At 77.4% G+C, this 22,363-nt stretch carries 19 protein-coding genes; 9 read left to right on the top strand and 10 right to left on the bottom strand.

All coding sequences use genetic code 11. The annotated features are described in order from the left end of the window. Positions 1–12 precede the first annotated feature (12 nt). From ACI796_RS08960 to ACI796_RS08950, 3 genes are all read right to left on the bottom strand, one after another. On the bottom strand, positions 13–4,458 hold the full coding sequence (locus ACI796_RS08960) for an nSTAND1 domain-containing NTPase (protein WP_456940879.1): 4,446 nt from the start codon (positions 4,456–4,458) through the stop codon (positions 13–15). A 112-nt stretch (positions 4,459–4,570) separates the two neighbouring features. After that, positions 4,571–6,052, bottom strand: coding sequence for a hypothetical protein (locus tag ACI796_RS08955; protein ID WP_456940878.1), 1,482 nt, complete (start codon positions 6,050–6,052; stop codon positions 4,571–4,573). Between the two features lie 72 nt (positions 6,053–6,124). Then, positions 6,125–7,408, bottom strand: a complete 1,284-nt coding sequence (locus tag ACI796_RS08950) for a hypothetical protein (protein WP_456940877.1) — start codon at positions 7,406–7,408, stop codon at positions 6,125–6,127. A 180-nt stretch (positions 7,409–7,588) separates the two neighbouring features. On the opposite strand from ACI796_RS08950, the gene ACI796_RS08945 reads away from it, so the two are divergent. Genes ACI796_RS08945 through ACI796_RS08930 form a run of 4 tightly spaced genes read left to right on the top strand, consistent with a single transcriptional unit; the run spans position 7,589 to position 11,521 of the window. Beyond that, the gene (locus tag ACI796_RS08945) at positions 7,589–8,389 is read left to right on the top strand and encodes a purine-nucleoside phosphorylase (RefSeq protein WP_456940876.1); all 801 of its coding nucleotides are present in this window, start codon (positions 7,589–7,591) and stop codon (positions 8,387–8,389) included. Next, a complete protein-coding gene (locus ACI796_RS08940) occupies positions 8,386–9,204 on the top strand; it encodes an NAD-dependent epimerase/dehydratase family protein (protein ID WP_456940875.1) in 819 nt (272 codons plus the stop codon). The genes ACI796_RS08945 and ACI796_RS08940 overlap by 4 nt, the downstream gene beginning before the upstream one ends. After that, positions 9,201–10,826, top strand: coding sequence for a phospho-sugar mutase (locus ACI796_RS08935; RefSeq protein ID WP_456940874.1), 1,626 nt, complete (start codon positions 9,201–9,203; stop codon positions 10,824–10,826). The genes ACI796_RS08940 and ACI796_RS08935 overlap by 4 nt, the downstream gene beginning before the upstream one ends. Before the next feature lie 2 nt (positions 10,827–10,828). Then, on the top strand, positions 10,829–11,521 hold the full coding sequence (locus ACI796_RS08930; RefSeq protein WP_456940873.1) for a haloacid dehalogenase type II: 693 nt from the start codon (positions 10,829–10,831) through the stop codon (positions 11,519–11,521). A 6-nt stretch (positions 11,522–11,527) separates the two neighbouring features. Here ACI796_RS08930 and ACI796_RS08925 read toward each other — a convergent pair whose 3' ends face one another. The 6 genes from ACI796_RS08925 to ACI796_RS08900 form a co-directional block, all read right to left on the bottom strand. Then, positions 11,528–11,791, bottom strand: a complete 264-nt coding sequence (locus ACI796_RS08925; RefSeq protein ID WP_456940872.1) for a hypothetical protein — start codon at positions 11,789–11,791, stop codon at positions 11,528–11,530. A gap of 25 nt (positions 11,792–11,816) precedes the next feature. Continuing rightward, positions 11,817–12,317 (bottom strand): hypothetical protein, encoded by a 501-nt coding sequence (locus ACI796_RS08920; protein WP_456940871.1) that lies wholly within the window; start codon positions 12,315–12,317, stop codon positions 11,817–11,819. 38 nt (positions 12,318–12,355) lie between these two features. After that, positions 12,356–12,835, bottom strand: a complete 480-nt coding sequence (locus ACI796_RS08915; protein WP_456940870.1) for a DUF805 domain-containing protein — start codon at positions 12,833–12,835, stop codon at positions 12,356–12,358. A gap of 115 nt (positions 12,836–12,950) precedes the next feature. Further along, positions 12,951–13,841, bottom strand: a complete 891-nt coding sequence (locus ACI796_RS08910) for a Gfo/Idh/MocA family protein (protein ID WP_456940869.1) — start codon at positions 13,839–13,841, stop codon at positions 12,951–12,953. A 2-nt stretch (positions 13,842–13,843) separates the two neighbouring features. After that, a complete protein-coding gene (gene upp / locus ACI796_RS08905) occupies positions 13,844–14,467 on the bottom strand; it encodes a uracil phosphoribosyltransferase (protein WP_456940868.1) in 624 nt (207 codons plus the stop codon). A gap of 17 nt (positions 14,468–14,484) precedes the next feature. Then, a complete protein-coding gene (locus tag ACI796_RS08900) occupies positions 14,485–15,585 on the bottom strand; it encodes a calcium:proton antiporter (RefSeq protein WP_456940867.1) in 1,101 nt (366 codons plus the stop codon). 81 nt (positions 15,586–15,666) lie between these two features. Between ACI796_RS08900 and deoC the strand changes: the two genes are divergently transcribed. From deoC to ACI796_RS08885, 3 genes are read left to right on the top strand one after another with little or no spacing between them, the layout of a single operon-like run. Beyond that, the gene (gene deoC, locus ACI796_RS08895; RefSeq protein ID WP_456940866.1) at positions 15,667–16,680 is read left to right on the top strand and encodes a deoxyribose-phosphate aldolase; all 1,014 of its coding nucleotides are present in this window, start codon (positions 15,667–15,669) and stop codon (positions 16,678–16,680) included. Continuing rightward, entirely contained in the window at positions 16,680–18,131 is a 1,452-nt protein-coding gene (locus ACI796_RS08890) for an aldehyde dehydrogenase family protein (RefSeq protein WP_456940865.1), read from the top strand. Before deoC ends, ACI796_RS08890 begins: the two co-directional genes overlap by 1 nt. Then, positions 18,128–18,994, top strand: a complete 867-nt coding sequence (locus ACI796_RS08885) for an aldehyde dehydrogenase family protein (protein ID WP_456940864.1) — start codon at positions 18,128–18,130, stop codon at positions 18,992–18,994. Before ACI796_RS08890 ends, ACI796_RS08885 begins: the two co-directional genes overlap by 4 nt. A gap of 6 nt (positions 18,995–19,000) precedes the next feature. On the opposite strand, the gene ACI796_RS08880 is transcribed toward ACI796_RS08885, so the two are convergent. Continuing rightward, entirely contained in the window at positions 19,001–19,489 is a 489-nt protein-coding gene (locus tag ACI796_RS08880; RefSeq protein ID WP_456940863.1) for a MarR family winged helix-turn-helix transcriptional regulator, read from the bottom strand. 65 nt (positions 19,490–19,554) lie between these two features. Here ACI796_RS08880 and ACI796_RS08875 point away from each other — a divergent pair, with 65 nt between their 5' ends. Both ACI796_RS08875 and ACI796_RS08870 read left to right on the top strand, forming a co-directional pair. Beyond that, on the top strand, positions 19,555–20,763 hold the full coding sequence (locus tag ACI796_RS08875; RefSeq protein ID WP_456940862.1) for an FAD-dependent monooxygenase: 1,209 nt from the start codon (positions 19,555–19,557) through the stop codon (positions 20,761–20,763). A 43-nt stretch (positions 20,764–20,806) separates the two neighbouring features. Beyond that, on the top strand, positions 20,807–22,339 hold the full coding sequence (locus ACI796_RS08870) for a hypothetical protein (protein WP_456940861.1): 1,533 nt from the start codon (positions 20,807–20,809) through the stop codon (positions 22,337–22,339). Positions 22,340–22,363 lie beyond the last annotated feature (24 nt).

Below are 22,363 nucleotides of genomic sequence, written 5' to 3'. Positions count from 1 at the left end.
GCCGTCCGCCGCTCAGGGGAGGTCGGTGCACGTGGCCCGCCACTCCCGGCCGGGCAGATACCGGTCCCACTCGGCCGGGGTGAGGTCCCGGTCCACCCGCCCGCAGACGGCGACCAGCCAGTCCCCGGGGTCGAGCGGGTAGCGGCGCCCGGGGCTCTGCCCGCTGAGGGCGATCAGCTCCTCCCCGGCCGTCACCAGGTGCAGGGGGCTCTCGGCCGGCCCGCCGGACACCGGCAACGGCGGGCCGCGCAGCAGTCCCCGCTCGGCGTCCACCAGGGCGACCGACCCGTCGACGCCCGACACGGCCACCGTCCGCCCGTCGGGCAGCCAGTCCGCCTGCAGCAGGGGGACCCCGACGTGGGCGGGCTCCCCCACCTGGACCCGGCGCTCGGCGTCGACGACCTGCACCGCGCCCTGGCTGCCGACCACCACGACGCGCCGGCCGTCCGGGGTGAACGCCAGGTCCTCGACCAGGTCCCTCGTGCGCAGCAGCACGACGCCGAGCAGCTCGAGCGTCCGGCCGTCCAGGATCCTGACCGCGGGCCGGGAGGCGCTGGCGAGGGCGAGCAGGCGGTGGTCGGGGCTGACGGCCGAGACCCGCGCGTCCCCGCCCTGGTCCGGGCGGCGCTCCACCCGGCCGGTGACGGCGTCGACGACCGCGAGCGCCGGCACGTCGTCGAACCTGCCGCCCGCCCGCGAGCACAGGAGGAGGTCCGTGCCGTCGGGCGTCCACTCGGCGCAGGACACCACCGCGGTGGGCAGCACCCGGCCGTCGGCGTCGATCTCGCCGGTGGTCGGGAGCTCGATCGAGCCCACGGGCGCCCGCGTGCGCGTGTCGATCACGGTGGTGGCCAGCCCGCTCGTCACGGCGACGCGGCTCCCGTCGGGGCTCACCGCGGCGGTGACGGGCGGGGCGGACAGCACGGCGGGCAGCGCGGGCGAGGAGCGGAGGGGGAACGCCGGCATCTCCCCCACGGCGACGACCTCCAGCACCCGGCCGGTCCGGAGCTCCACGAAGGCGGCACCGACCTCCCGGGTGTCGGCCGGCGGGTCGAGCACCGTGCCGCCGTCGACCGACCCCCGCCGCACCGGCACGACGGCGAGGCGGCCGGGCTCCACGACCTCCGGGCGGCCCGCCACCCACCATCCCGGGACGTCGGGGTACGGGTCCCCGAACCCCCCGCCGGGGCGGACGTCCCAGGCGATCACCGTGTCCTCCGGCGTCGCGGTGAACAGCCGGTCCCCGCCCGGGGCGATCTCCGCCTGCTCGACGACCTCCGCGTGGCCGTCCAGCGCCTCCCGGTTCGACCACTGCCCGGTCAGGGGGTCGACCTCCCACAGCAGGACCCCCGGGTCACCGCCCACGGTGACCGCCCAGGAGCCGTCCGGGGACTGCTCGACGTCGGACACCCCGCCCCGGTGGGCGTCGAGCACCTGGCGCACCGCGCCGTCCGGCCCGTAGAGCGTGACCGCGCCGTCGGACCACAGCTGCGCGGCCCCCGAGCGCAGCGCGCGGAAACCGACGCCGTCCGCCGGCCGGGACGGGACCTGCAGCCCGGCCTGGCGCCCGGTGGTGAGGTCACCGAGGGTGGCGGTGGTCCCCGCCCCCTCCGTCCAGGTGACGAGCGTGGCGCCGTCGCGGCCGAGGTCACCGGCCGGCTCGCCGTCCGGCGCCAGCGCCCCGCCGATCCCCAGGTCGGTGACCGGGCCCCCCTCGCGGTCGACCTCGACCACCCCCCAGCGGGCGCCGGCCGGCACCTCCGGGTCCGGCCGCGTCACGACCACCCGGATGCGCCGGCCGTCGGGCGCGAAGCCGACCGCGGCGGGGTACCCGCCCAGCACCGCGCCCGCCAGCAGCCGGTCCTCGCCGGCGCCGTCGAGCAGGCGCAGCCAGGCCTCCCCGCGCTCGACGTCCCACCCCGCTGCGGCGACCGCCTCCTCCGTCGGGGACCCGGCCACGGCGGTCGTGCCCCACCAGGCGCCGCCCTCGCGGACCACCCGCGGGGCGGGGTCCCCGGGCGACCACGCCGTCCAGTCCGACCCCTGGAGCAGCAGCGTCGCCTCGTCCACGACCACCGCGTCGGTGAGCCCGCCGGGGGCGGGGAGCACCTGTTCGACGCGACGGTGCTCGACGAGGGCGGTGAGGAGGCGGTCCTGGGTGTCGGGGGTCTCGGCGAGCCGGACGGCCTGCGCGGCCAGGAGCAGGGAGAGGTCCAGTGGCCCGGCCCGGGTCGAGAGCGTGGCCAGCCGGTTCGCGTCGGCCACGAGTGCGGCCTGCCGCGCCTCGGTCTCCCGGGACTCGGCGTCGTGCTCGGCGCGCACCGCGACCACCGCCACGACGAGGGCGGCGGCCAGCACCGCGGCGAGCCCGGCGGCCAGCGAGCGGGTCCGTCGCCGGGCCGCGGCCTCGCGGTCGGCGCGGCGGTGGGCGGCCGCGAGCGCCGCGTCGGCCGAGGCGCGGGAGGCGTCGAGGAAGGCCCGCTCGACCGGGATGAGCTCCTCCCCGGCGCCGGCCGCCCAGTCCAGCGCGGCGGCCAGCCGGGCGCCGCGGTACAGCTCGTCGTCCGGGCGCCCGGCGCGGTCCCAGTCCCGGGCCGCCGGGGTGAGGTGCCGGCGCACCGCCCGGCCGGCCGCGTCGTCCTCCAGCCAGCGGGCCAGCCGCGGCCACGCCGTCAGCAGCGCCTCGTGGGTCACCTCGAGCCGGTCGGCGTCGACCGCCAGCAGGCGCCGGGCCAGGAACACCTCCGCGACGGCGCGGCGCGCCCCGTCCGGTCCCAGGTCCGACAGCGGCACCGGCCGCCGGACGAGCGTGCCGGCGTCGTCGACGTCGGCCAGGCGGACGAAGAGCCGGCGGGCGAGCTCGCGACCCGGCTCGTCCAGGGTCGCGTACGCGGCCTCCGCGGAGCGGGCCAGCGCGCCGGCGACCCCGCCGGCGGCCAGGTAGCCGGCCAGGGTCAGCAGGTCGCCGCGGCGCCGCTCCCAGGTGCCGACCAGCGCCGTCGACAGCAGCGGCAGCGCCCCGGGCCGGCCCAGCCCGTCGGCCACCACGGCGTCCACCAGGTCGTCCTCGACCCGCAGCCCCACCGCGGCCGCCGGGTCGCGGACGACGGCGCGCAGCTCCGGGTCGGTCATGGGCGGCACGAGGACCAGCGCCGCCCCGAGCCGGTCGACGAACCCGGGGTGCTCGGCCAGCCTGCCGACGGCGTCCCCGCGGACGACGACCACGCAGCGGGCGACGACGCCGTCGTCCAGCACCGCGAGCACGGCGTCGAGGAACGCCCTCCGCTCCGCCGGGTCGACCCCGGCGGCCCACAGCTCCTCGAACTGGTCGCAGACCAGCACCACCGGGCGCGGCGGCGGGTCCTCGCCGGTCAGGTCCGCGAGCGCGTCCACGGGACGGCGGCCGGGCAGCAGCACGACGGGCTGCCAGCCGCCGCTGCCGGACAGCGCGCCGGCGGCCAGCGCGGGCAGCAGGCCGGCGCGGACCACCGACGACTTCCCCGCCCCGCTGGGCCCCGACACGGCCAGCAGCGGCGCGTCCACCAACCGGGCGACCAGCGCGGCGACCACGCGCCCGCGCCCGGCGAACAGCGCCGCGTCCTCCGTCCGGTACGCCCGCAGGCCCATGTAGGGGCAGGCGCCGGACGCCGGGACGGGCGCCGCCGTCGGCGGCGGGACCGGGACCGGGACCTGGTCGAGGGCGGGGTCCTGGGCGAGGACGGCGGCCTCCACGGCACGGAGCGCCGGACCCGGGTCCGCCCCGAGCTCCTCGGCGAGCACCGCCCGCGCCCGGCGCGCGGCACCGAGGGCGTCGGCCTGCCGGCCCGCGCGGTACAGGGCGAGCACCAGCAGCCGCCACCACTCCTCGCGCAGGGGCTGCTCGGTGACCAGTCGCTCCAGGTCCGGGACGAGCGCGGCCGCCTCCCCCAGCGCCAGCCGGGCCTCGGTGCGCGCGGTCAGCGCCCCGTCGCGGAGCTCTGTCAGCCGGCGCCGCCCGGCCTCGGCGAACGGCGCGTCCGGCCAGTCGGCGTAGGGGTCCCCGCGCCACAGCCCCAGGGCCGTGCCCAGGAGCTCCGCCGCCGCGGCCGGGTCCCCCGCGGCGAGGGCGGCCCGGCCGCGGGCGACGAGGTCCCCGAGGGCCAGCGCGTCGAGCTCGGCCCGCTCGACGGCCAGCGCGTAGCCGGGGCCGCGACGGACGACGTACCGGCCGGTGGAGCCCCGCGGTCGCCCCGGCTCCAGGGCGGTGCGCAGCCGCACGAGGTGGGCCTGGAGGGACTTGCGGGCGGAGGCGGGCGGGCTCCCGTCCCAGAGCTCCTCGACGATGCGGTCGGTGGGGACGACGGCGGGCGCTCCCGCGGCGAGCACGGCGAGCAGCAGGCGTTCCTTGGCGCCGGGTACGGGCAGCGGATCGCCGTCGTCGTCCCGGACCTGCAACGGTCCGATGACCGCGATCCGCACCGGACCACGGTAGGGCCGGCGGCGGGCCACGACGGGAGCGGTGACGCGGCCGCCCGGCGCCGGGCGCGCCGCCGTCCTCCCGTGTCCGGTCCGCGCCGGTCGGTGAGGCCGGTCAGCCGACGGGCACGGACTCCGGCTCCGCGGCCCGCGGCCGCGGCAGCAGCGCGGCGGCCGGCACCCGGCCGGTGACCGCGGCGACGGCGCGCCGGCCGTAGAGGTCGGGGTGGACGCGCACGCCGCACAGGTCGCGGCCGACCACCGAGACGCCGCGGCCGTCGTCGGTGGGCACCACGGCCTCGACCCGCGACCACGGGATGCCGTGCACGTCGCCGTCGGCGTCGGTGTGCGCGAGGCCGTCGTCGGAGACGACCAGGGCCACCCGCGCCGCCGGGTCGAGCAGCCGGCGCAGCAGCGGCGGGCGGAACACCGTGCCGGCCGGCAGCTCCGGGAGGGTGCCGCACAGCGGGCGGCGGGCGACGCCGGCCGGGCCGTCCCAGGCGGCGGTGTCGGGCACGGCGAGGACGGCGGTCGCCGCGGCCCGGCGCAGCGCCGCGGTCACCTGCGCCGGCGTCACCGCGCGCCAGGCGGCGAGGGTGTCGGCGGCCGGGCGGAACGGCAGGCCGGTGGCCGCGCAGTAGGCGGCGTCGGCCAGCTCCGTGCCGACGGCGTCCTCGTCGTCGAGCTCGGCCTCCAGCCCCGCGACGGCGTGCGCGACCTCCGCGGCGTCCGGCCCGTCGGCGCTCAGCTCGGCGAAGGTCCGCCACAGCAGCGCGGCGACCTCGGCGTCGCGGCCGGTGCGCGCGTCGACGACGACCGCCACCTCGCGCCGGCCGGGCGCGAGGTCGAGGGTCAGGGAGTCGACGCCGTAGGAGAGCCCGCGCTCGTGCCGAGCGCGCTCGCGCAGCCGGTCCTGGAGCACGTCGACGCCCACCGCCAGCGCGGCGTCGGCGAGGGTGTCGGTGGCCAGGAGCAGCCCCACGCCGGGGGCGTCGGTCCGCGTCCAGACCGGCCCGTCCTGCGGGCGCGGTACCGGCAGCCGGCGCTCCGGGCGCGGCCCGTCGGGCAGCGGCAGCCGCAGGCCCTCGGGCAGCGGGCCGTGGCACCACAGCGCGGCGTTGGAGCGGACGAACCAGCGCGCGGCGTGCGCCCGGACGGTCTCCTCGGTCAGGTACTCCGGCCCCGGGCCGGCCGAGACGGTCAGGCCCGGCCCGGTCAGGCCGTAGCGGGCGGCCCACAGCGCGCTGACCGTGGAGGAGCCGGTGCCGCAGCCCTCGGCCTGCAGCACGCCCGCCTCGGCGGCCAGCCGCTCGGTGGGCAGGTCGGCCAGGGCGCGGCAGACGCCCTCGAGGAAGGCGGCGACGGCCTCCGGGCGGCCGGTGGCGAAGAAGGCGGTGCTGTCGACGTCGGTGACGGCGTTGCAGCGCAGGTGCGTGCGCGGGAGCGCGGCCATGGCCAGGTGCTCGACGAGGTGGGTGACCTCGATGGTCGTGAACGTCTCGTCGCGCAGGCCGACGCCGAACACCAGGGCCGCCGTCGTCCGCTCCCGCCCGCCGGCGCTGAACACCGGGACGCCGTCGATGACCGTTCGCTGCACCGCGCCATGGTCGGGGAGCCGGCCCGGTCGTCCCCGGCCGACACGCGGCCGGGGACGACTGGGACGAGTGGGTCAGCGCGTCGGGCCGAACACCGAGATCGTGCCGTCGTCCTCGTTGCTGGTGAGGAACAGCTGCCGGTTCGGCACCGCGAGCAGGCCCTCCGGGGCGTCGCCGGTGGGCAGCACCTGCAGCAGCCGCGGCGCGGTCTCGTCGGCGAGGTCGTACACCAGGACGGCGTCGCCGCGCTCGGAGCCGACGAACGCGTAGGTGGTGCCGCGGATGCCGGCGACCTCGGCGCCCTCGAACTCGGCGCCCTCGTCGTCGCTGCGGTCGTCGGGGTACAGGCCGGCGTCGGCCAGCGCCCGCTCGGCCGAGCCGCCGGAGGCGTACAGCACCTCACCGGTGGGCGAGAAGACCGTCCAGCCGCGCCCGCCGCTGGGCTCGTCGGCGAGGTCGCCCTCGTCGGCGGTGAGCAGGTTCCCGTCCGGCGTCCACTGCACGGCGTCGGGCTCGCGGAACGCGGTCAGCTCCTCGTCGAAGGCGACCTCCCCGTCGTCCCGGAGGTCCGCGTCGGTCCGGGTGACCTCCCCCGCGGAGAACGAGCGGACCACCGTGCGGCTGCGCAGGTCGACCAGCGCCACCGCGTCGTTCTCCTGGAGCGTCACCGCCGCGACGTTCCTGCGGTTCACGTCCACGAACTCCGGCTCCGGGTCGTCGGGGTACCGGAGGCCGCCCAGGCCCGCCAGCTCCACCCGGTCGACGGTCCAGCCGGCCGGCGGGCCCTGCAGCTCGACGACGGCGAGCCACCCCGCCGGCGCCTGCGGCAGGCCACCCTCGACGCCGTCGACGACGAGCTCCTCGTCGCGCTGGTTCTCGATCGCGATCGCGGCGTAGCGGCCGTCGGGGCTCAGCGCGATCGAGTCCGGCTGCCCACCCAGCTGGTGCTCGGCGACGACCGCGAGGGTGCGCAGGTCCACCACGACCAGCCGGCCCCTCGGGTCCCCGGAGTCCCCGTCGGTGTCGTCGACGACGACGAGGGCCCGCCGGCCGTCCCGGGTGACGGCGACCGAGGTGGGCTCGCCGCCGACGTCGACGGTGCCGGCCTGCCGCGGCCGCTCGGGCCGGCTGACGTCGACCAGCCCGACCTGCCCGGAGGCGGAGTCGGTGTAGACGACGGTGCGGCCGTCCGGGGTGACCGAGAGGATCTCGGCGACCTCGCCGGCGACGTCGAACGTCGCCAGCTCGGTGGACGTCGGGGTGGCGGGTGCGGCGGCGGCGGGCGCGGCGCCGACGGCGAGCGCGAGCAGCGCCACCGGCGCGGCGGTGCGGAGGAGGCGGAGGGACGAGCGCGTCACGGGGGTCCTCGGGGTCGGGGAACGGGTCGCGCAGACCCTCACCGCCCGAGGTGACGCGGACGTGGCCACCCGGGGAACGCCGGCCGTGCCCCCGGTGACACGCACGGGCGGCGCCGGCCGGGGCTGCTGCGCCGACCGGCGGCCCGGGTCGCCGCCGCGGCGCTGGGTTAGCGTCGCCGGGTGAGCGCACCCGACCCCGCGGCCCTGGCCGCCACCGCCGCCGCCGACCTGACCGCAGCCCTGGGCGACGGCCACGACGTCGCCGTCGTCATGGGCTCGGGCTGGGCCCCCGCGGCCGACGCCTTCGGCGAGCCCGCGGCCTCCGTCGCCATCGGCGACCTGCCCGGCTTCGCCGCCCCCACGGCCGTCGGGCACGGGGGGCAGGTGCGGTCGGTGCGCGTCGGCGACCGGCGGGTGCTGCTCTTCCTCGGCCGCACCCACCTCTACGAGGGCCGCGGGGTCGAGCCGGTGGTGCACGGGATCCGCACCGCCGCCGCGGCCGGGGTGCGCACCGTCGTCCTCACCAACGCCGCCGGCGGGCTCGCCCCCGAGCACCGGGTCGGCCAGGCGGTGCTGATCGCCGACCACCTCAACCTCACCGCCCGCTCGCCGCTGGTCGGCGCCACGTTCGTCGACCTCACCGACCTGTACTCCGCGCGGCTGCGCGAGCTGGCCCGCTCCCTCGACCCGGACCTGACCGAGGGCGTCTACGCCGCGCTGCCCGGCCCGCACTACGAGACGCCGGCCGAGATCCGCATGCTGCGCGGCCTCGGCGCGGACCTCGTGGGCATGTCCACCGCACTCGAGGCGATCGCCGCCCGCGCCGCCGGGATGGAGGTGCTGGGGCTGTCGATGGTCACCAACGCCGCGGCCGGCATCACCGGCGAGAAGCTGGACCACGAGGAGGTGCTCGCCGCGGGCAGGGCGGCCGCCGGCCGGCTCGGCGAGTTCCTCGTCGAGTTCATCGGGCGCCTGCCGTGAGTGGCCCGGTCCTGGTCACCGGCGCAGCCGGCCGGATCGGCACGGTGCTGCGCGAGGGGCTGCCCGAGCGCGGCTGGCCGCTGCGCAGCCTCGACGTCGTGGAGATCGCCGAGCCGCGGCCGGGCGAGGAGACGCTGGTCGCCGACGTCACCGACCTCGACGCGCTGACCGCCGCGGCGCGGGGCGCGGCCGCCGTCGTCCACCTGGCCGGCATCTCCGGCGAGTCGGACTGGCCGGCGATCCGGCACGCCAACGTCGACGGCACCTACACGGTGCTGGAGGCCGCGCGCCGCGCCGGCGTGGGCCGCGTGGTGCTGGCCAGCAGCAACCACGCCACGGGCTTCACCGCGCGGCCGGCGTCCGGGCCGCTGCGCGAGGACGCCGGACTCCCCCGCCCGGACACCCACTACGGGGTGTCGAAGGTGGCGCTGGAGGCGCTCGGCGCGCTGTACGCCGACCGCTACGGCCTCGACGTCGTCTGCCTGCGCATCGGCACCCAGGCCCCCGAGCCGCCGGACGTGCGCGCGCTGGCCACCTGGCTGTCCCCGCGGGACGCGGTCGCGCTGGTCGACGCCGCGCTGCGCGCCCCCTCCCCCGGCTTCCGCGTGGTGTGGGGCGTGTCGGCCAACACCCGCGGCTGGTGGGACCTCACCGCCGCCCGGGAGCTGGGCTACGACCCGGCCGACGACGCCGAGGCGTTCGCGGAGGCGCTGCTGGCCGCGCACGGCGAGCCCGACCCCGCCGACCCGGTGCACGCGCGGGTGGGCGGCCGGTTCACCCTGCCCGAGTTCGACGCCGCGGGGGCCGGCTCGTGAACGTCCTCGACACCGCCCGCGCCTGGGCCGCGGCCGACCCGCACCCCGGCGACCGCGCCGAGATCGAGGCCCTGGTCGCCGCCGGGGACACCGCCGAGCTGGAGCGCCGCTTCGCCGGGCCGCTGACCTTCGGCACCGCCGGGCTGCGCGGGCCGCTGCGCGCCGGGCCGGCCGGCATGAACGCCGCCGTCGTCACCCGGGCCGCCGCCGGGCTGGGCGCGTGGCTGACCGGGCACGGGCACGGCGGCGGGGCCGTCGTCGTCGGGTTCGACGCGCGGCGCCGCTCCGACGAGTTCGCCCGCGTCACCGCCGCGGTGCTGTCGGCCGCCGGGTTCGCCGTCTCGGTGCTGCCCCGGCCGCTGCCCACACCGGTGCTGTCCTCGGCGGTCCGGTCGCTCGGCTGCGTGGCCGGTGTGATGGTCACCGCCAGCCACAACCCGCCGCAGGACAACGGCTACAAGGTCTACCTCGCCGACGGCGCCCAGCTCGTGCCGCCGGCCGACCGCGAGATCGAGGCCGCGATCGCCGCCGTCGGCCCGGCGGGCGAGGTGCCCACCTCCGACGCGTGGACCACCCTCGGCGACGAGGTGGAGGCGGGCTACGTGGCCGCCGTCGTGCGCGCGCTGCAGCCCGAGCGGGTCGACGCCGCCGCGCGGGCCGGCCTCACCGTGGCCTACACCGCGATGCACGGCGTCGGCGCGGCCACCACGCGGGCGGTGTTCGCCGCCGCCGGGTTCGCCGAGCCGGTGAGCGTGCCCGAGCAGGACGCGCCCGACCCGGCGTTCCCGACGGTCGCCTTCCCCAACCCGGAGGAGCCCGGCGCGGTCGACCTGCTGCTCGCGCTGGCCGAGCGCGCGGGCGCCGACGTCGCCATCGCCGAGGACCCCGACGCCGACCGCTGCTCGGTGGTCTGCGACGGGCGGCAGCTGACCGGCGACGAGGTGGGCGCGCTGCTCGCCGACTGGCTGCTGCGCCGCGGCGTGCGCGGCACGTACGCGGCCTCACTCGTCAGCGGCTCGCTGCTGTCCGCGCTCGCGGAGGCGCACGGGGTGCGGTTCGCCGAGACGCCGACCGGGTTCAAGTGGATCATCCGCGCCGGCACCGACGCCGAGCCGCTGGTGTTCGGCTACGAGGAGGCGCTGGGCTACGCGGTCACCCCCGAGGTGGCCCGCGACAAGGACGGCATCTCCGCCGCCCTCGCCGTCGCGCTGCTGGCCGCGGAGCTGGAGCAGAGCGGCCGCACCCTGGTCGACCGGCTCGACGAGCTGGCGACCGAGCACGGGCTGTTCGCCACCGGCCAGCTGTCGGTGCGGGTGGAGGACCTGTCGCTGATCTCCGACGCGATGGTCCGGCTGCGCGCCGAGCCGCCGGCCCGGCTGCTCGGCCGGGAGGTCACCGCCACCGACCTGCTGGCCGAGGACCCGCCGGTCGACGCCGTCCGGCTGCTCGGCGACGGCGTCCGCGTGGTGGTCCGGCCCAGCGGCACCGAGCCCAAGCTCAAGGCCTACCTGGAGACGGTGGTCCCGGTGCACGACGACGCCGGGATCATCGCCGCCCGCGGCCGCGGGGCCGACGAGCTCGACCAGCTGCGCGGCGAGATGGCGCACGCGCTGGGGCTGTAGCCGTGGACGTCGGCGCGCTGGTCCTCGACGTGTTCGGCACGGTCGTCGACTGGCGCGCCGGCGTGGCCCGGGAGGCGGCCCGGCTGCTCGGCCCGGACGTCGACGCCGCGGCGTTCGCCGACGCGTGGCGGGCGCGGTACCGGCCGTCCATGGAGCGGGTGCGCGGCGGCGGGCGGCCGTTCGTCCCGCTCGACGTGCTGCACCGCGAGTCGCTGCCGGAGACGCTGGCCGAGGTGGGCGCGGACCCCGTCCCCGACGACGTCGCCGCGGAGCTCGTGCTGGCCTGGCACCGCCTCGACCCGTGGCCGGACGCGGTGCCCGGCCTGACCCGGCTGCGGCGGCGGTTCGTGCTGGCGCCGCTGTCCAACGGCGGGGTGCGGCTGCAGGTGGACCTGGCGCGGCGGGCCGGGCTGCCGTGGGACGCCGTGCTCGGCGCCGAGGTCGTGGGCCGCTACAAGCCCGACCCGGAGGTCTACGACTCGGCGGTGCGGCTGCTCGCGCTCCCGCCGTCGGAGGTCCTCATGGTGGCCGCGCACGTCGACGACCTGGCCGCCGCGCGCGCCCGCGGCCTGCGGACGGCGTACGTGCACCGGCCCGCCGAGTACGGCGGGACGCGGCTGCCGCCGGAGAGCGACCCCGACGCGGACCTGTCGGTGTCCTCGCTGGAGGAGCTGGCCGCCGCCCTGGGCTGCTGAGGCCGGTCAGGCCCCGTGGCGAGGCCGGGTGCCGGTGCCGCGCCGCCCCGCGGCCACGGAGGCGCCCGCGGCGAGCAGCGCGAGGACCAGCCAGCCGATCCCGGTGAGGACGCCGGCGCGGGTGCCGGCGGCGTCGCGGGTCTCGACCCACAGCACGACCGCGGCGGTGCCGAGCAGCCACAGCAGCACCGGCAGCGGCCGCCAGCGGCGGAGGTCGGCCATCACGACGACGGGCGCGAGCACGACCGCCCCGGCGAGCACCATGATCACGCCCGGAGTGTGCCGGACGGGTCCCTCACCTGCGGCGTCGCCCCGGGCGGGCCTGCGACGGGCGCCACTCGAGGGTCCAGCTCTCCCCCACCGGCAGCGCCCGCCAGCGCCGCCCGGCGTCGGCCAGGGCGGCCGCGGCGGCGGCCAGCCGCTGCGGCGGCAGGTCCAGCGCGGCGGACTCGCCCGGCAGCACCGCCGCGCCGCGCGCGGAACGGGAGACGAGGTCGGCCACGCCCTCGGCCCGCGCGATCGCGGCCGCGCGCTCCCGCTTGAGCCGGGCCGACCGCTCGGTCGCGTGCGGGGGCTGCCGGCCGGAGACGTGGCGCATCGTCGTCCAGACGACGCCGTCGGCGATGCAGCCCCAGATGCCGTCGCGCACCCCGAGCTCGGTCTCGACCAGCGCGTGCACCAGGTCGTGCGGCAGGTCGGCCCCGCCCCCGGCGCCGCGCAGGGAGAACACCACGCCGTCGTCGCGCTCGACGCGGGTCTCCACCGGACGCCGGTCGGCCAGCCGGGAGAAGGTCATCCGCACCCCTCCAGGCTGGCCCGTCCGGTCAACCGGGTTCACCAGGTCGCGAGCCGCGGCTCCCGCCGGGCCGGGGGCGGGGCGTCGTCGTACTGGTTGCGGCCGGGCTCGCTCGGCGAGAAGCCGAGCGTCACGAGCAGGACGATCGCGCCGGCGATCGGGACCAGGCCCCACAGCAGGAACCAGCCCGAGCGCCCGGTGTCGTGCAGGCGGGTCACCGCCGCGCTGATCGAGGGCGCGAACAGCGCCAGCGAGACCAGCAGGGTGATCGGCCCGCCCGAGAAGCTGACGTCGGTGCTGTAGGAGTAGTAGCCGTAGGACTCGTAGCTGGCCGTGTACCAGGCGGTCCCGAGGGCGATGTCCGCCCAGATCGCCGCGACGCTCGCCGCCCACAGCGGCAGCGCGTAGTGCAGCCAGTAGGTGCGCCGGTCGATCCGGCCGCGGCGCACGTACCAGCTGCTGTCCGAGGCCGCCGGCGGGTTCGCGCGGTCGTGGCCGAGGTACGAGTACTCGCTCATGTCGTCTCCCTGTCCGGCCCCGGGGTCCCGGGGCTCCCTGTCGTCGGGGGAGACGATGTCGGCCGGTGCTTGTCCGGCCCTTGCGGGCGACTGGGGTCCGCGCTGCAAGTCGGGCTCAGGCGGGGACGTCCTCCCGGCAGCCCGAGGCCAGCGCCCGCTCCGCGGCGGCCAGGACGACGACGACCTCGCGGCCGAAGCCGACGTCGCACGGGTGCGCGCCGCCGGTGACCGCCGCCGCGGTGAGCTCGTCGACCGCCGCCGTCAGCGACGCGACCGGGCTCTCGGTGTCGGGCAGGAGCACCAGCCGCCCGGCGTCGCCGTGGACGGAGAACTCGATGCCCGTGGCCAGCGGCGCCACGGTGTGCGACAGCGTGACGGTCGAGGCCACGCCGGGGGTGGCGTGCTGCAGGACCAGGTGCACGGTGTCGCCGGCGCCCGCGCCCGCCTGCACCGACACCACCGGCCCGAGCGCCGGCACCAGCAGCGACAGCGCGTGCGGGCCGATGTCCCACAGCGCCCCGTAGCGGCGGCGCCAGGCCGAGTCGAACGGGCTGCCGGCCAGCGCGGACAGCCACGAGGCGGCGCCGCCGGCCAGCCGGGTGCGGCCCGCCTGGGCCAGCCACGACGTCGTCTGCGCCTGGAAGCGGAAGGTGAAGAACACGACCGAGGCGACGCCCGCGGAGCGCACCGCCGTCACCACCCGGTCGGCCTCGTCGACGGTCAGCGCGATCGGCTTCTCCAGCAGCAGGTGCCGGCCGGCGGCCGCCGCCTGCTCGGCCAGGGGCACCTGCACGTCCGGCGGGACGGCGACCGCCACCGCGTCGACCTGCTCCAGCAGCGCCGCCAGGTCGTCGGTGCCGGGGACGTCGAACTGCGCGCCCACCTCGGCGGCCTTGCCCGCGTCCCGTCCCCAGATCCCGGCGAGCTCCGCGGTGGGGTGCGCGGCGATCGCCGCCGCGTGCACGGTGCGGGCCCAGTGACCGGTGCCCAGGACGGCGAACCGCACGGTCAGACCGCGCCGAACTGGCGGTCCCCGGCGTCGCCGAGACCCGGGACGATGTACGCCTTCTCGTTGAGGCCCTCGTCGACGCTGGCGGTGAACACCCGCAGCGGCAGGCCGCTCTGCTCCAACCGCTCGAGACCGACCGGCGCGGCCAGCGCGCACAGCACGGTGATCTCGGTGGCGCCGCGCTCGGTGAGCAGCGTGCAGCAGTGCACCAGCGAGCCGCCGGTGGCCAGCATCGGGTCCAGCACGAACACGTGCCGGCCGACCAGACTCTCCGGCAGCGAGGCCATGTACGCCTCGGGCTGGAAGGTCACCTCGTTGCGCGCCAGGCCGACGAAGCCCATCTGCGACTCCGGCAGCATCCCGTGCGCGGTGTCGGCCATGCCGAGCCCGGCCCGCAGCACCGGGACGATCAGCGGCGGCGCGGCCAGCCGGTAGCCGGTCGTCGCCGTCACCGGGGTGGTGATCGGCTCCTCGGCGACGGCGAGGTCGCGGGTGGCCTCGTAGACCAGCATCTGGGTCAGCTCGCGCAGCGCCGCCCGGAACGCGGCGTTGTCGGTCCGCTCGTCGCGCATCCGCGACAGTCGGGCACGGGCGAGCGGGTGGTCGACGACGGTCAGCTGCACGGGCGCCACCGTATCGGTCAGGGCGCGACGGCCAGGAACAGGAAGCCGGCCAGCAGGACCAGGTGCACGACGCCCTGCAGCCGGGTGGCCCGGCCGGGCACCACGGTGAGCACCGCGACGACGACGGTGACCGCGAGCAGCACCATCTGGGTGGCGCCGAGGCCGAGCAGCAGCGGCCCGTCCAGCCAGATCGAGGCGACGGCGATCGCCGGGATGGTCAGCCCGATGCTCGCCATCGCCGACCCGAACGCCAGGTTCAGGCTGGTCTGCAGCCGGTCGCGGCGGGCGGCGTTGGCGGCCGCCAGCGTCTCGGGGGCCAGCACCAGCAGCGCGATCACCACGCCGACGAACGACTGCGGGAAGCCGATCGCGGCCACCCCCGCCTCGATCGCCGGGGACTCCACCTTCGCCAGCCCGACGACGGCGACCAGCGCCACCAGCAGCAGCCCGAGGCTGACCAGCGCGGTGCGGTCCGACGGCGGGTCGGCGTGCTCGTCCTCGCCGTCCCGGGCGCCGCCGGTGGGCACGGGGAGGAAGAAGTCGCGGTGCCGCACGGTCTGGGTGACCACGAACGCGCCGTAGAGCACGAGCGAGGCGAGGGCGGCGAAGGTCAGCTGTGCGGTGGAGAACTCCGGCCCGGGCCGGCTGGTGGTGAACGTGGGCAGCACCAGGGTCATCACCGCGAGGGTCAGCACGGTGGCCAGCGCCGCGCCGGCCCCCTCCCGGTTGAAGGAGACGACGTCGTGCCGCAGCGCCCCGAGCAGCAGCGACAACCCCACGATGCCGTTGCAGGTGATCATCACCGCGGCGAACACGGTGTCCCGCGCCAGCGACGTCGCCTCCGGGCCGCCCGACGCCACGAGCGTGACGATCAGCCCGACCTCGATGACGGTCACCGCGACGGCGAGCACCAGCGACCCGAACGGCTCCCCCACCCGGTGGGCGACGACCTCCGCGTGGTGGACGGCGGCCAGCACCGCGCCGACGAGCGCGACCGCGTCGACCACCACCACGACGGGGCCGGGGTCCCGCCCCCAGGTCAGCGCCAGCAGGACCACCGCGGCGACGGGCGCGACGGTGGTCCAGGTGAGCAGGGCCGGTCTCGTCGTCGTCGCCATGTCCCCACGCTGCCATGCCCGGCCTGCTCCCCCGGGTGACCACGGTCCCGGGGTGACCGGTCGCACTGGGAGGATGGGCACATGACCCACGTGCTCGACCCCGGGACGCTGGCGGCCGGGACCCGGCCCGGCCCGGGGCCCGCGGCGCCGTTCGACGACGTGACCCGCTCGGACGCCGCCCTCCGTGCCTTCCTGCACGGCCTGCCCGGTGTCGACCAGGTGGGGGCCGAGCAGCGCGCCGCCACCCTCGGCACCCGCTCCATCAAGACCACGGCCAAGGCCTGGGCGATCGACACCGCGATCTCGATGGTCGACCTGACCACGCTCGAGGGCGCCGACACCCCGGGGAAGGTCCGCTCGCTGGCGGCCAAGGCCCGCCGTCCCGACCCCGGGGACCCGACCGCCCCCTCGGTCGCCGCCGTCTGCGTCTACGGCGACCTCGCAGGTGTGGCGCGGGAGGCCCTGGAGGGCACCGGCATCCACGTCGCCGCCGTCGCCACCGCCTTCCCCAGCGGCCGGGCCAGCCGGGAGGTCAAGCTGGCCGACGTCCGCGACGCCGTGGGCAACGGCGCCGACGAGATCGACATGGTCATCGACCGCGGCGCGTTCCTCGCCGGCCGCTACCTCGAGGTGTTCGAGGAGATCGTGGCGGTGAAGGAGGCGTGTGCCCGGCCTGACGGCACCGGCTCCGCCCACCTCAAGGTCATCCTCGAGACCGGCGAGCTGGTCACCTACGACAACGCCCGCCGCGCGTCGTGGCTGGCGATGCTCGCCGGCGCCGACTTCGTCAAGACCTCCACCGGCAAGATCTCGCCCGCCGCGACCCTGCCGGTGTGCCTGGTGATGCTCGAGGCGGTCCGCGACTTCCGTGCCGCCACCGGCACCCAGGTCGGGGTGAAGCCCGCGGGCGGCATCCGCACCACCAAGGACGCGATCAGGCACCTGGTGCTGGTCAACGAGACCGTCGGCGCCGACTGGCTGTCCCCCGACTGGTTCCGCCTCGGCGCCTCCAGCCTCCTCAACGACCTGCTCCTGCAGCGGCAGAAGCTGCGCACCGGCCACTACTCCGGCCCCGACCACGTGAGCGTCGACTGATGACCACCAGCCCCCTGTTCGAGTACGCCCCCGCCCCCGAGTCGCGCTCGATCGTCGACGTCGCGCCGTCCTACGGCCTGTTCGTCGACGGCGAGTTCGTCGACGGCTCGGGCGAGACGATGAAGACGGTCAACCCGGCCACCGAGGAGGTGCTCAGCGAGATCGCGGTGGGCACCGAGGCCGACGTCGACCGGGCCGTGAAGGCCGCCCGCCGCGCGTACACCCGCGTGTGGGGTCCGATGCGCCCCGCCGACCGCGGCAAGTACCTGTTCCGGATCGCGCGGATCCTGCAGGAGCGGGCCCGCGAGTTCGCCGTCCTGGAGTCCCTGGACAACGGCAAGCCGATCCGGGAATCCCGCGACGTCGACGTCCCCCTGGCCGCGGCGCACTTCTTCTACCACGCCGGCTGGGCCGACAAGCTCGCGTACGCGGGCCTCGGGCCCGACCCGCGGCCGCACGGCGTGGCCGGCCAGGTCATCCCGTGGAACTTCCCGCTGCTGATGCTGGCGTGGAAGGTCGCCCCGGCGCTGGCCACCGGCAACACCGTCGTCCTCAAGCCGGCCGAGACCACCCCGCTCACCGCGCTGCTGTTCGCCGAGGTGTGCCGGCAGGCCGACCTGCCGCCGGGCGTGGTCAACGTCGTGACCGGCGCCGGCGACACCGGCCGCGCCGTCGTGGAGCACGAGGACGTCGACAAGGTCGCCTTCACCGGCTCGACCGAGGTCGGCCGCTCGATCGCCCGCGCCGTCGCCGGCACCCGCAAGGCGCTGACCCTGGAGCTCGGCGGCAAGGCGGCCAACATCGTCTTCGACGACGCCCCCATCGACCAGGCCGTCGAGGGCATCGTGCGCGGCATCTTCTTCAACCAGGGGCACGTCTGCTGCGCGGGCTCCCGGCTGCTGGTGCAGGAGTCGGTCCACGACGAGGTGATCGCCTCGCTGCAGCGGCGGATCGGCACGCTGCGGGTGGGCGACCCGCTGGACAAGAACACCGACATCGGCGCGATCAACTCCGCCGAGCAGCTGGCCCGCATCCGGGAGCTGTCGGAGATCGGCGAGGCCGAGGGCGCGCAGCGCTGGCAGCCGGCCTGCGACCTGCCCGACCGCGGCTTCTGGTTCCCGCCGACGGTGTTCACCGAGGTCTCCCCCGCCCACCGGATCGCCCGCGACGAGGTGTTCGGCCCGGTGCTGTCGGTGCTGACCTTCCGCACGCCCGACGAGGCGGTGGCCAAGGCCAACAACAGCACCTACGGGCTGTCGGCCGGCATCTGGACCGAGAAGGGCTCGCGGATCCTGGCGATCGCCGACCGGTTGCGCGCCGGCGTGGTGTGGGCCAACACGTTCAACCAGTTCGACCCGACGTCGCCGTTCGGCGGCTACAAGCAGTCCGGCTACGGCCGCGAGGGTGGCCGGCACGGGCTGGCCGCGTACCTGAAGGAGAGCTCCCGGTGAGTGACCGTCTCGCGGTCCGGAAGACCTACAAGCTCTACGTGAACGGGGCCTTCCCGCGCTCGGAGTCCGGTCGCACCTACGAGGTCACCGACGCCAGGGGCGCGTTCCTCGCCAACGCCGCGCTGGCCTCCCGCAAGGACGCCCGCGACGCCGTCGTCGCCGCGCGGGCCGCGTTCGGGAAGTGGTCGCGCGCCACCGCCTACAACCGCGGCCAGGTCCTCTACCGGGTCGCGGAGGTGATGGAGGGCCGGCACGCGCAGTTCTGCGAGGAGGTCGCCGCCGGCGAGGGGCTGTCGTCGGGGCGGGCGCGGGCCGTCGTCGACGCCGCCATCGACCGCTGGGTCTGGTACGCCGGGTGGACCGACAAGCTGGCCGCCGTCCTGGGCAGCGCCAACCCGGTCGCGGGGCCGTTCTTCGACTTCTCCCTGCCGGAGCCGACCGGCGTCGTCGCGGTCCTGGCCCCGCAGCGCTCGTCGCTGCTGGGCCTGGTCAGCGTGCTGGCGCCGGTGCTCGCGGGCGGTAACACCGCCGTCGTCGTCAGCTCGCACGAGCGGCCGCTGCCGGCGGTCACCCTCGGCGAGGTGCTGGCCACCAGCGACGTCCCCGGCGGGGTGGTCAACCTGCTGACCGGCGACGCCGGCGAGATCGGCCCCTGGCTGGCCGAGCACGACGACGTCGACGCCATCGACCTGACCGGCGCGCCCGCCGGCCGGGCCATGGAGCTCGAGCGGATGGCCGCCGGCAGCATCAAGCGGGTGCTGCGCCCGCCGGCGGAGGAGCCGGACTGGACCGCCGACCCGGGCACCGGCCGGATGACGCGGTTCCTGGAGACGAAGACGGTCTGGCATCCGATCGGGGTCTGACGGCCCTCAGCCCACTGCGGGCGGCTCGCCGGCCCGGTCGCCGGTGAGCCGCCGCGTGGCCTCGAGCTGGGCGGCGGTCGCGGCCCGCAGGTACCGGACGACGGCCGCCAGCTCGGTCTCGTCGAACTCCGCCCCCACGGCCTCGAGCCGGCGCACCAGGTCGGCGAAGACCTCCCGCTGACGGGCCAGGTGCCCGGGGTCGATCTCCACGAGGGAGCGGCGGCCGTCGGTCGGGTGCGGCACCCGGCGGGCCACCTGCTTGCGCTCGAGCCGGTCCAGCAGCGCGGTCACCGACGCAGGCGCCAGCCCGGTCTGCCGCGCGAGGTCGGCGGGGGTGAGCGGCCCGGCGCGGTGGACGACCTCCAGCGCCTTGGTCTCGGTGACCGACAGCCCGGCCAGCGCCCCGACGGCCGTGTGGAACATGACCACCGCCGTCGAGAGCTCGCGGCCGGCGGCCAGCGTCTGCGCCACCAGGTCCTCGTGCTCCCTTGACACGGCCGGAGCCTAGCCCCGACAGTTGTTTCGTTCCAACCAACGAAACAACTGTCGAGGAGGCGGCGATGGACGCGCTCGTCGTGGGCGGTGGGCTGGCGGGCGCAGCGACGGCGCTGGCGCTGCACCGCATCGGCGCGGACGTCTCGGTGCACGAGGCGGCCGGGCCGGCCGAGGGGCTCGGTGCCTGGCTCACCCTGGCCGCGAACGGCCTCGACGCGCTGGCCCCGCTCGGGCTGACCGGGGAGGTGCGCACGGCCGGCTTCGCCACCCCGCGGATGACCATGCGCACCGCCGCCGGGCGGGAGCTGGTCGCCTTCGACTCGTCAGCCCCGCGCCCGGACGGCCTGCAGGCGACCACCATCCGCCGCGCGGACCTGTACGGGGTGCTGCACGAGGCACTGGCCCGCAGCGGGGTGCCCGTGCACCACGGGCGGCGGCTGCGGGACGCCGAGAGCCTGCCCGGCGGCCGGGTGCGGGCGCACTTCGACGACGGGACGACGGCCGACGGCGACCTGCTCGTCGGCGCCGACGGCCTGCGGTCCCGGACGCGGACGATCGTCGACCCCGCGGCGCCGGCCGCCCGCTACACCGGGCTGCTCAACGTCGGCGGGTACGCCTGCGGCGCGGACCTCGGCCGGCCGCCCGGGGTCATGGACTTCTGGTTCGGCCGCCGGTGCTTCCTCGGCACCGTCGCCAGCCCGGACGGCGACGTGTGGTGGTTCGCCAACCCGCCGAGCGCGCGGGAGCCGACGCGCGCCGACCTCGCCGCGGACGACCCCGAGGCCTGGCGCCCGCGGCTGCGGGAGCTGTTCGCCCGGGACGACCTGCCCGTCGACGCGCTGCTGGCGGCCAGCGACCGGCTGTTCGCCGGCTGGCCGACCCACGACCTCCCGCGGGTCCCCACCTGGCACCGCGACGGCGTGGTGCTCGTGGGCGACGCCGTGCACGCGGCGTCCCCGGCCTCCGGGCAGGGGGCGGCGATGGCCTTCGAGGACGCCGTCACGCTGGCCCGCTGCCTGCGGGACCGCGCTCCCGTCGCGGAGGCCTGCGCCGCGTTCGAGGCGCTGCGTCGGCGCCGGGTGGAGGCCGTCGTCCGGCGGGGCAAGCGGACCGGGGACGCCAAGGCACCGGGGCCGGCCGGCCGCTGGGTGCGCGACCGGGTGGCCGTGCCGCTGTTCGCCCGCCACCTCGCCCGCACCGCGCGGCGCGGCACCGCGCCCGACGACTGGCTCACCGGCCACCACGTCGACTGGGAGGAGCCGGTGCGCGCCTGAACCCGGGGGTGCGCTCCCGGGCCGACCGGGCAGGATGGGCGTCGTGGCCAGGCCGAGCATCGTCCCCATCGCCCTCACCGTCGACGACCGCACGGGCTACACCCTGTGGGCGCCGCCGTGGGAGGAGGACGGCGAGGAGTGGCAGGCCTTCCTCGGCACCTCCGAGGGGGAGACCGCCACGGTCCACCTCTTCCCCACCACGGCCGCACTCGCCGCGTTCTGCCGCACCAGCACCGACCACGACCTCGCCGACCACCCGGTCTGGCCCGTCGTGGTCGGGCTGGGAGCGGCGGACCTGACGCCCGACGACGACCACCGCTACGACCTCGACGGCGTCTACGACATCGCCGCCGAGAACCCGGACCGGTGGGCGGTCGAGGAGCTGGCGGCCACCATCGACATCGTCAGCCGGCTGGCCGAGTGCCTGGACACCGCCGGGGACGAGGACGAGGAGGGCGCGACCTCCGCGCGGGCCGTCGCCGACGACGAGGACGCCGACGAGGACGCCGACGAGGACGAGGCCGGCGACGAGGAGACCGAGTTCCCCTCCCTCGCCGAGCTGGTGGCCCGGCCGGAGATCGGGTCGCTCGGCCTCGGGGTCGACGCGTTCGTCGGCCGCTCGGGCGAGGACGCCTGGATCGGCGTCGGCGGGGCGCTCGACGAGCTGTGGGAGGACGTGATCGAGGAGCTGTCGGCGCACCTGGACTGGACCGGCGCCGGCACGACCACCCTCGACGCCTACCCCTCGGCCGCCGACGAGGACGAGACCGACGACGAGGAGCTCACCGGCGGGGACTCGGCCGACGAGGACTTGGCCGACGAGGACCTGGCCGACGAGGACCTGGCCGACGAGGCGCCCGCCGGCCGCGGCGGGGGCGCCACCGCCGCCCGGGGCGCCGACGGCTCGGGCGACCGCCCGGCCGCGGGCTCGACGGCCTCCGCGCCGGAGGAGGCGGCCACCGCCGGGGTGAGCACCATCCGCGGCGGCAGCCGGATCACCGCGACCCCGGCCGCGGTCGCCGCGGCGGCGGAGTTCTGGGAGGCCGTCGGCATCCTCCCGGTGGAGCTCGTCGTCCCCGAGGGCGCCGGCGTGACGCTGCGCTGCTACGTGGAGGACGTCGCCCGGTTCCTCGGCCGCGACGGCGAGGTGTTCCTCTTCGACACCCCGGCCGACCTCGCCCGCTTCTGCGCCGGCGACGAGCAGCACGACCTCACCGAGATCGCGTCCTGGCCGGAGGTGGCCGACACCGACGTCATGCCGCTGCCGGCCGAGCAGGACCGCTACGACCTCACCGAGCTGTCCGAGGTGCTCGCCGAGGTGGCCGGGGGCGCGGCGGGCCTGGTCGACCACCGCGTGTTCGCCCAGCCGGTCGAGGGCGTGCGCGACGTCGCGGAGTACGCGGGCCTCACGCGGGTCGACGAACTGCTCGCGCCGACCGCACCCCTGGGACGCGCGGTGGCGCGCGGTGAGCGGGAGCCCGGCGCCACCCTGCGCGCCGAGGACGCCGGGCCCGTGCGGGCGGCGTGGGACGAGGTCGTCGCCCAGGTCGGCGGGGCGCTGGTCTTCCGCCACTGACGGTCGCGCTCCGGGTCCGGACCC

This window comes from Geodermatophilus sp. SYSU D00525 (genome assembly GCF_054050475.1).
This window is presented reverse-complemented; position numbering and strand designations above follow the sequence as displayed.

What these genes read in the sequence shown, in the direction of transcription:
- ACI796_RS08920 (WP_456940871.1), bottom strand. Translation starts at nt 12,317, where the DNA reads ATGACCTTCTCCCGGCTGGCCGACCGGCGTCCGGTGGAGACCCGCGTC.
- ACI796_RS08915 (WP_456940870.1), bottom strand. Translation starts at nt 12,835, where the DNA reads ATGAGCGAGTACTCGTACCTCGGCCACGACCGCGCGAACCCGCCGGCG.
- ACI796_RS08900 (WP_456940867.1), bottom strand. Translation starts at nt 15,585, where the DNA reads ATGGCGACGACGACGAGACCGGCCCTGCTCACCTGGACCACCGTCGCG.
- deoC (WP_456940866.1), top strand. Translation starts at nt 15,667, where the DNA reads ATGACCCACGTGCTCGACCCCGGGACGCTGGCGGCCGGGACCCGGCCC.
- ACI796_RS08890 (WP_456940865.1), top strand. Translation starts at nt 16,680, where the DNA reads ATGACCACCAGCCCCCTGTTCGAGTACGCCCCCGCCCCCGAGTCGCGC.
- ACI796_RS08875 (WP_456940862.1), top strand. Translation starts at nt 19,555, where the DNA reads ATGGACGCGCTCGTCGTGGGCGGTGGGCTGGCGGGCGCAGCGACGGCG.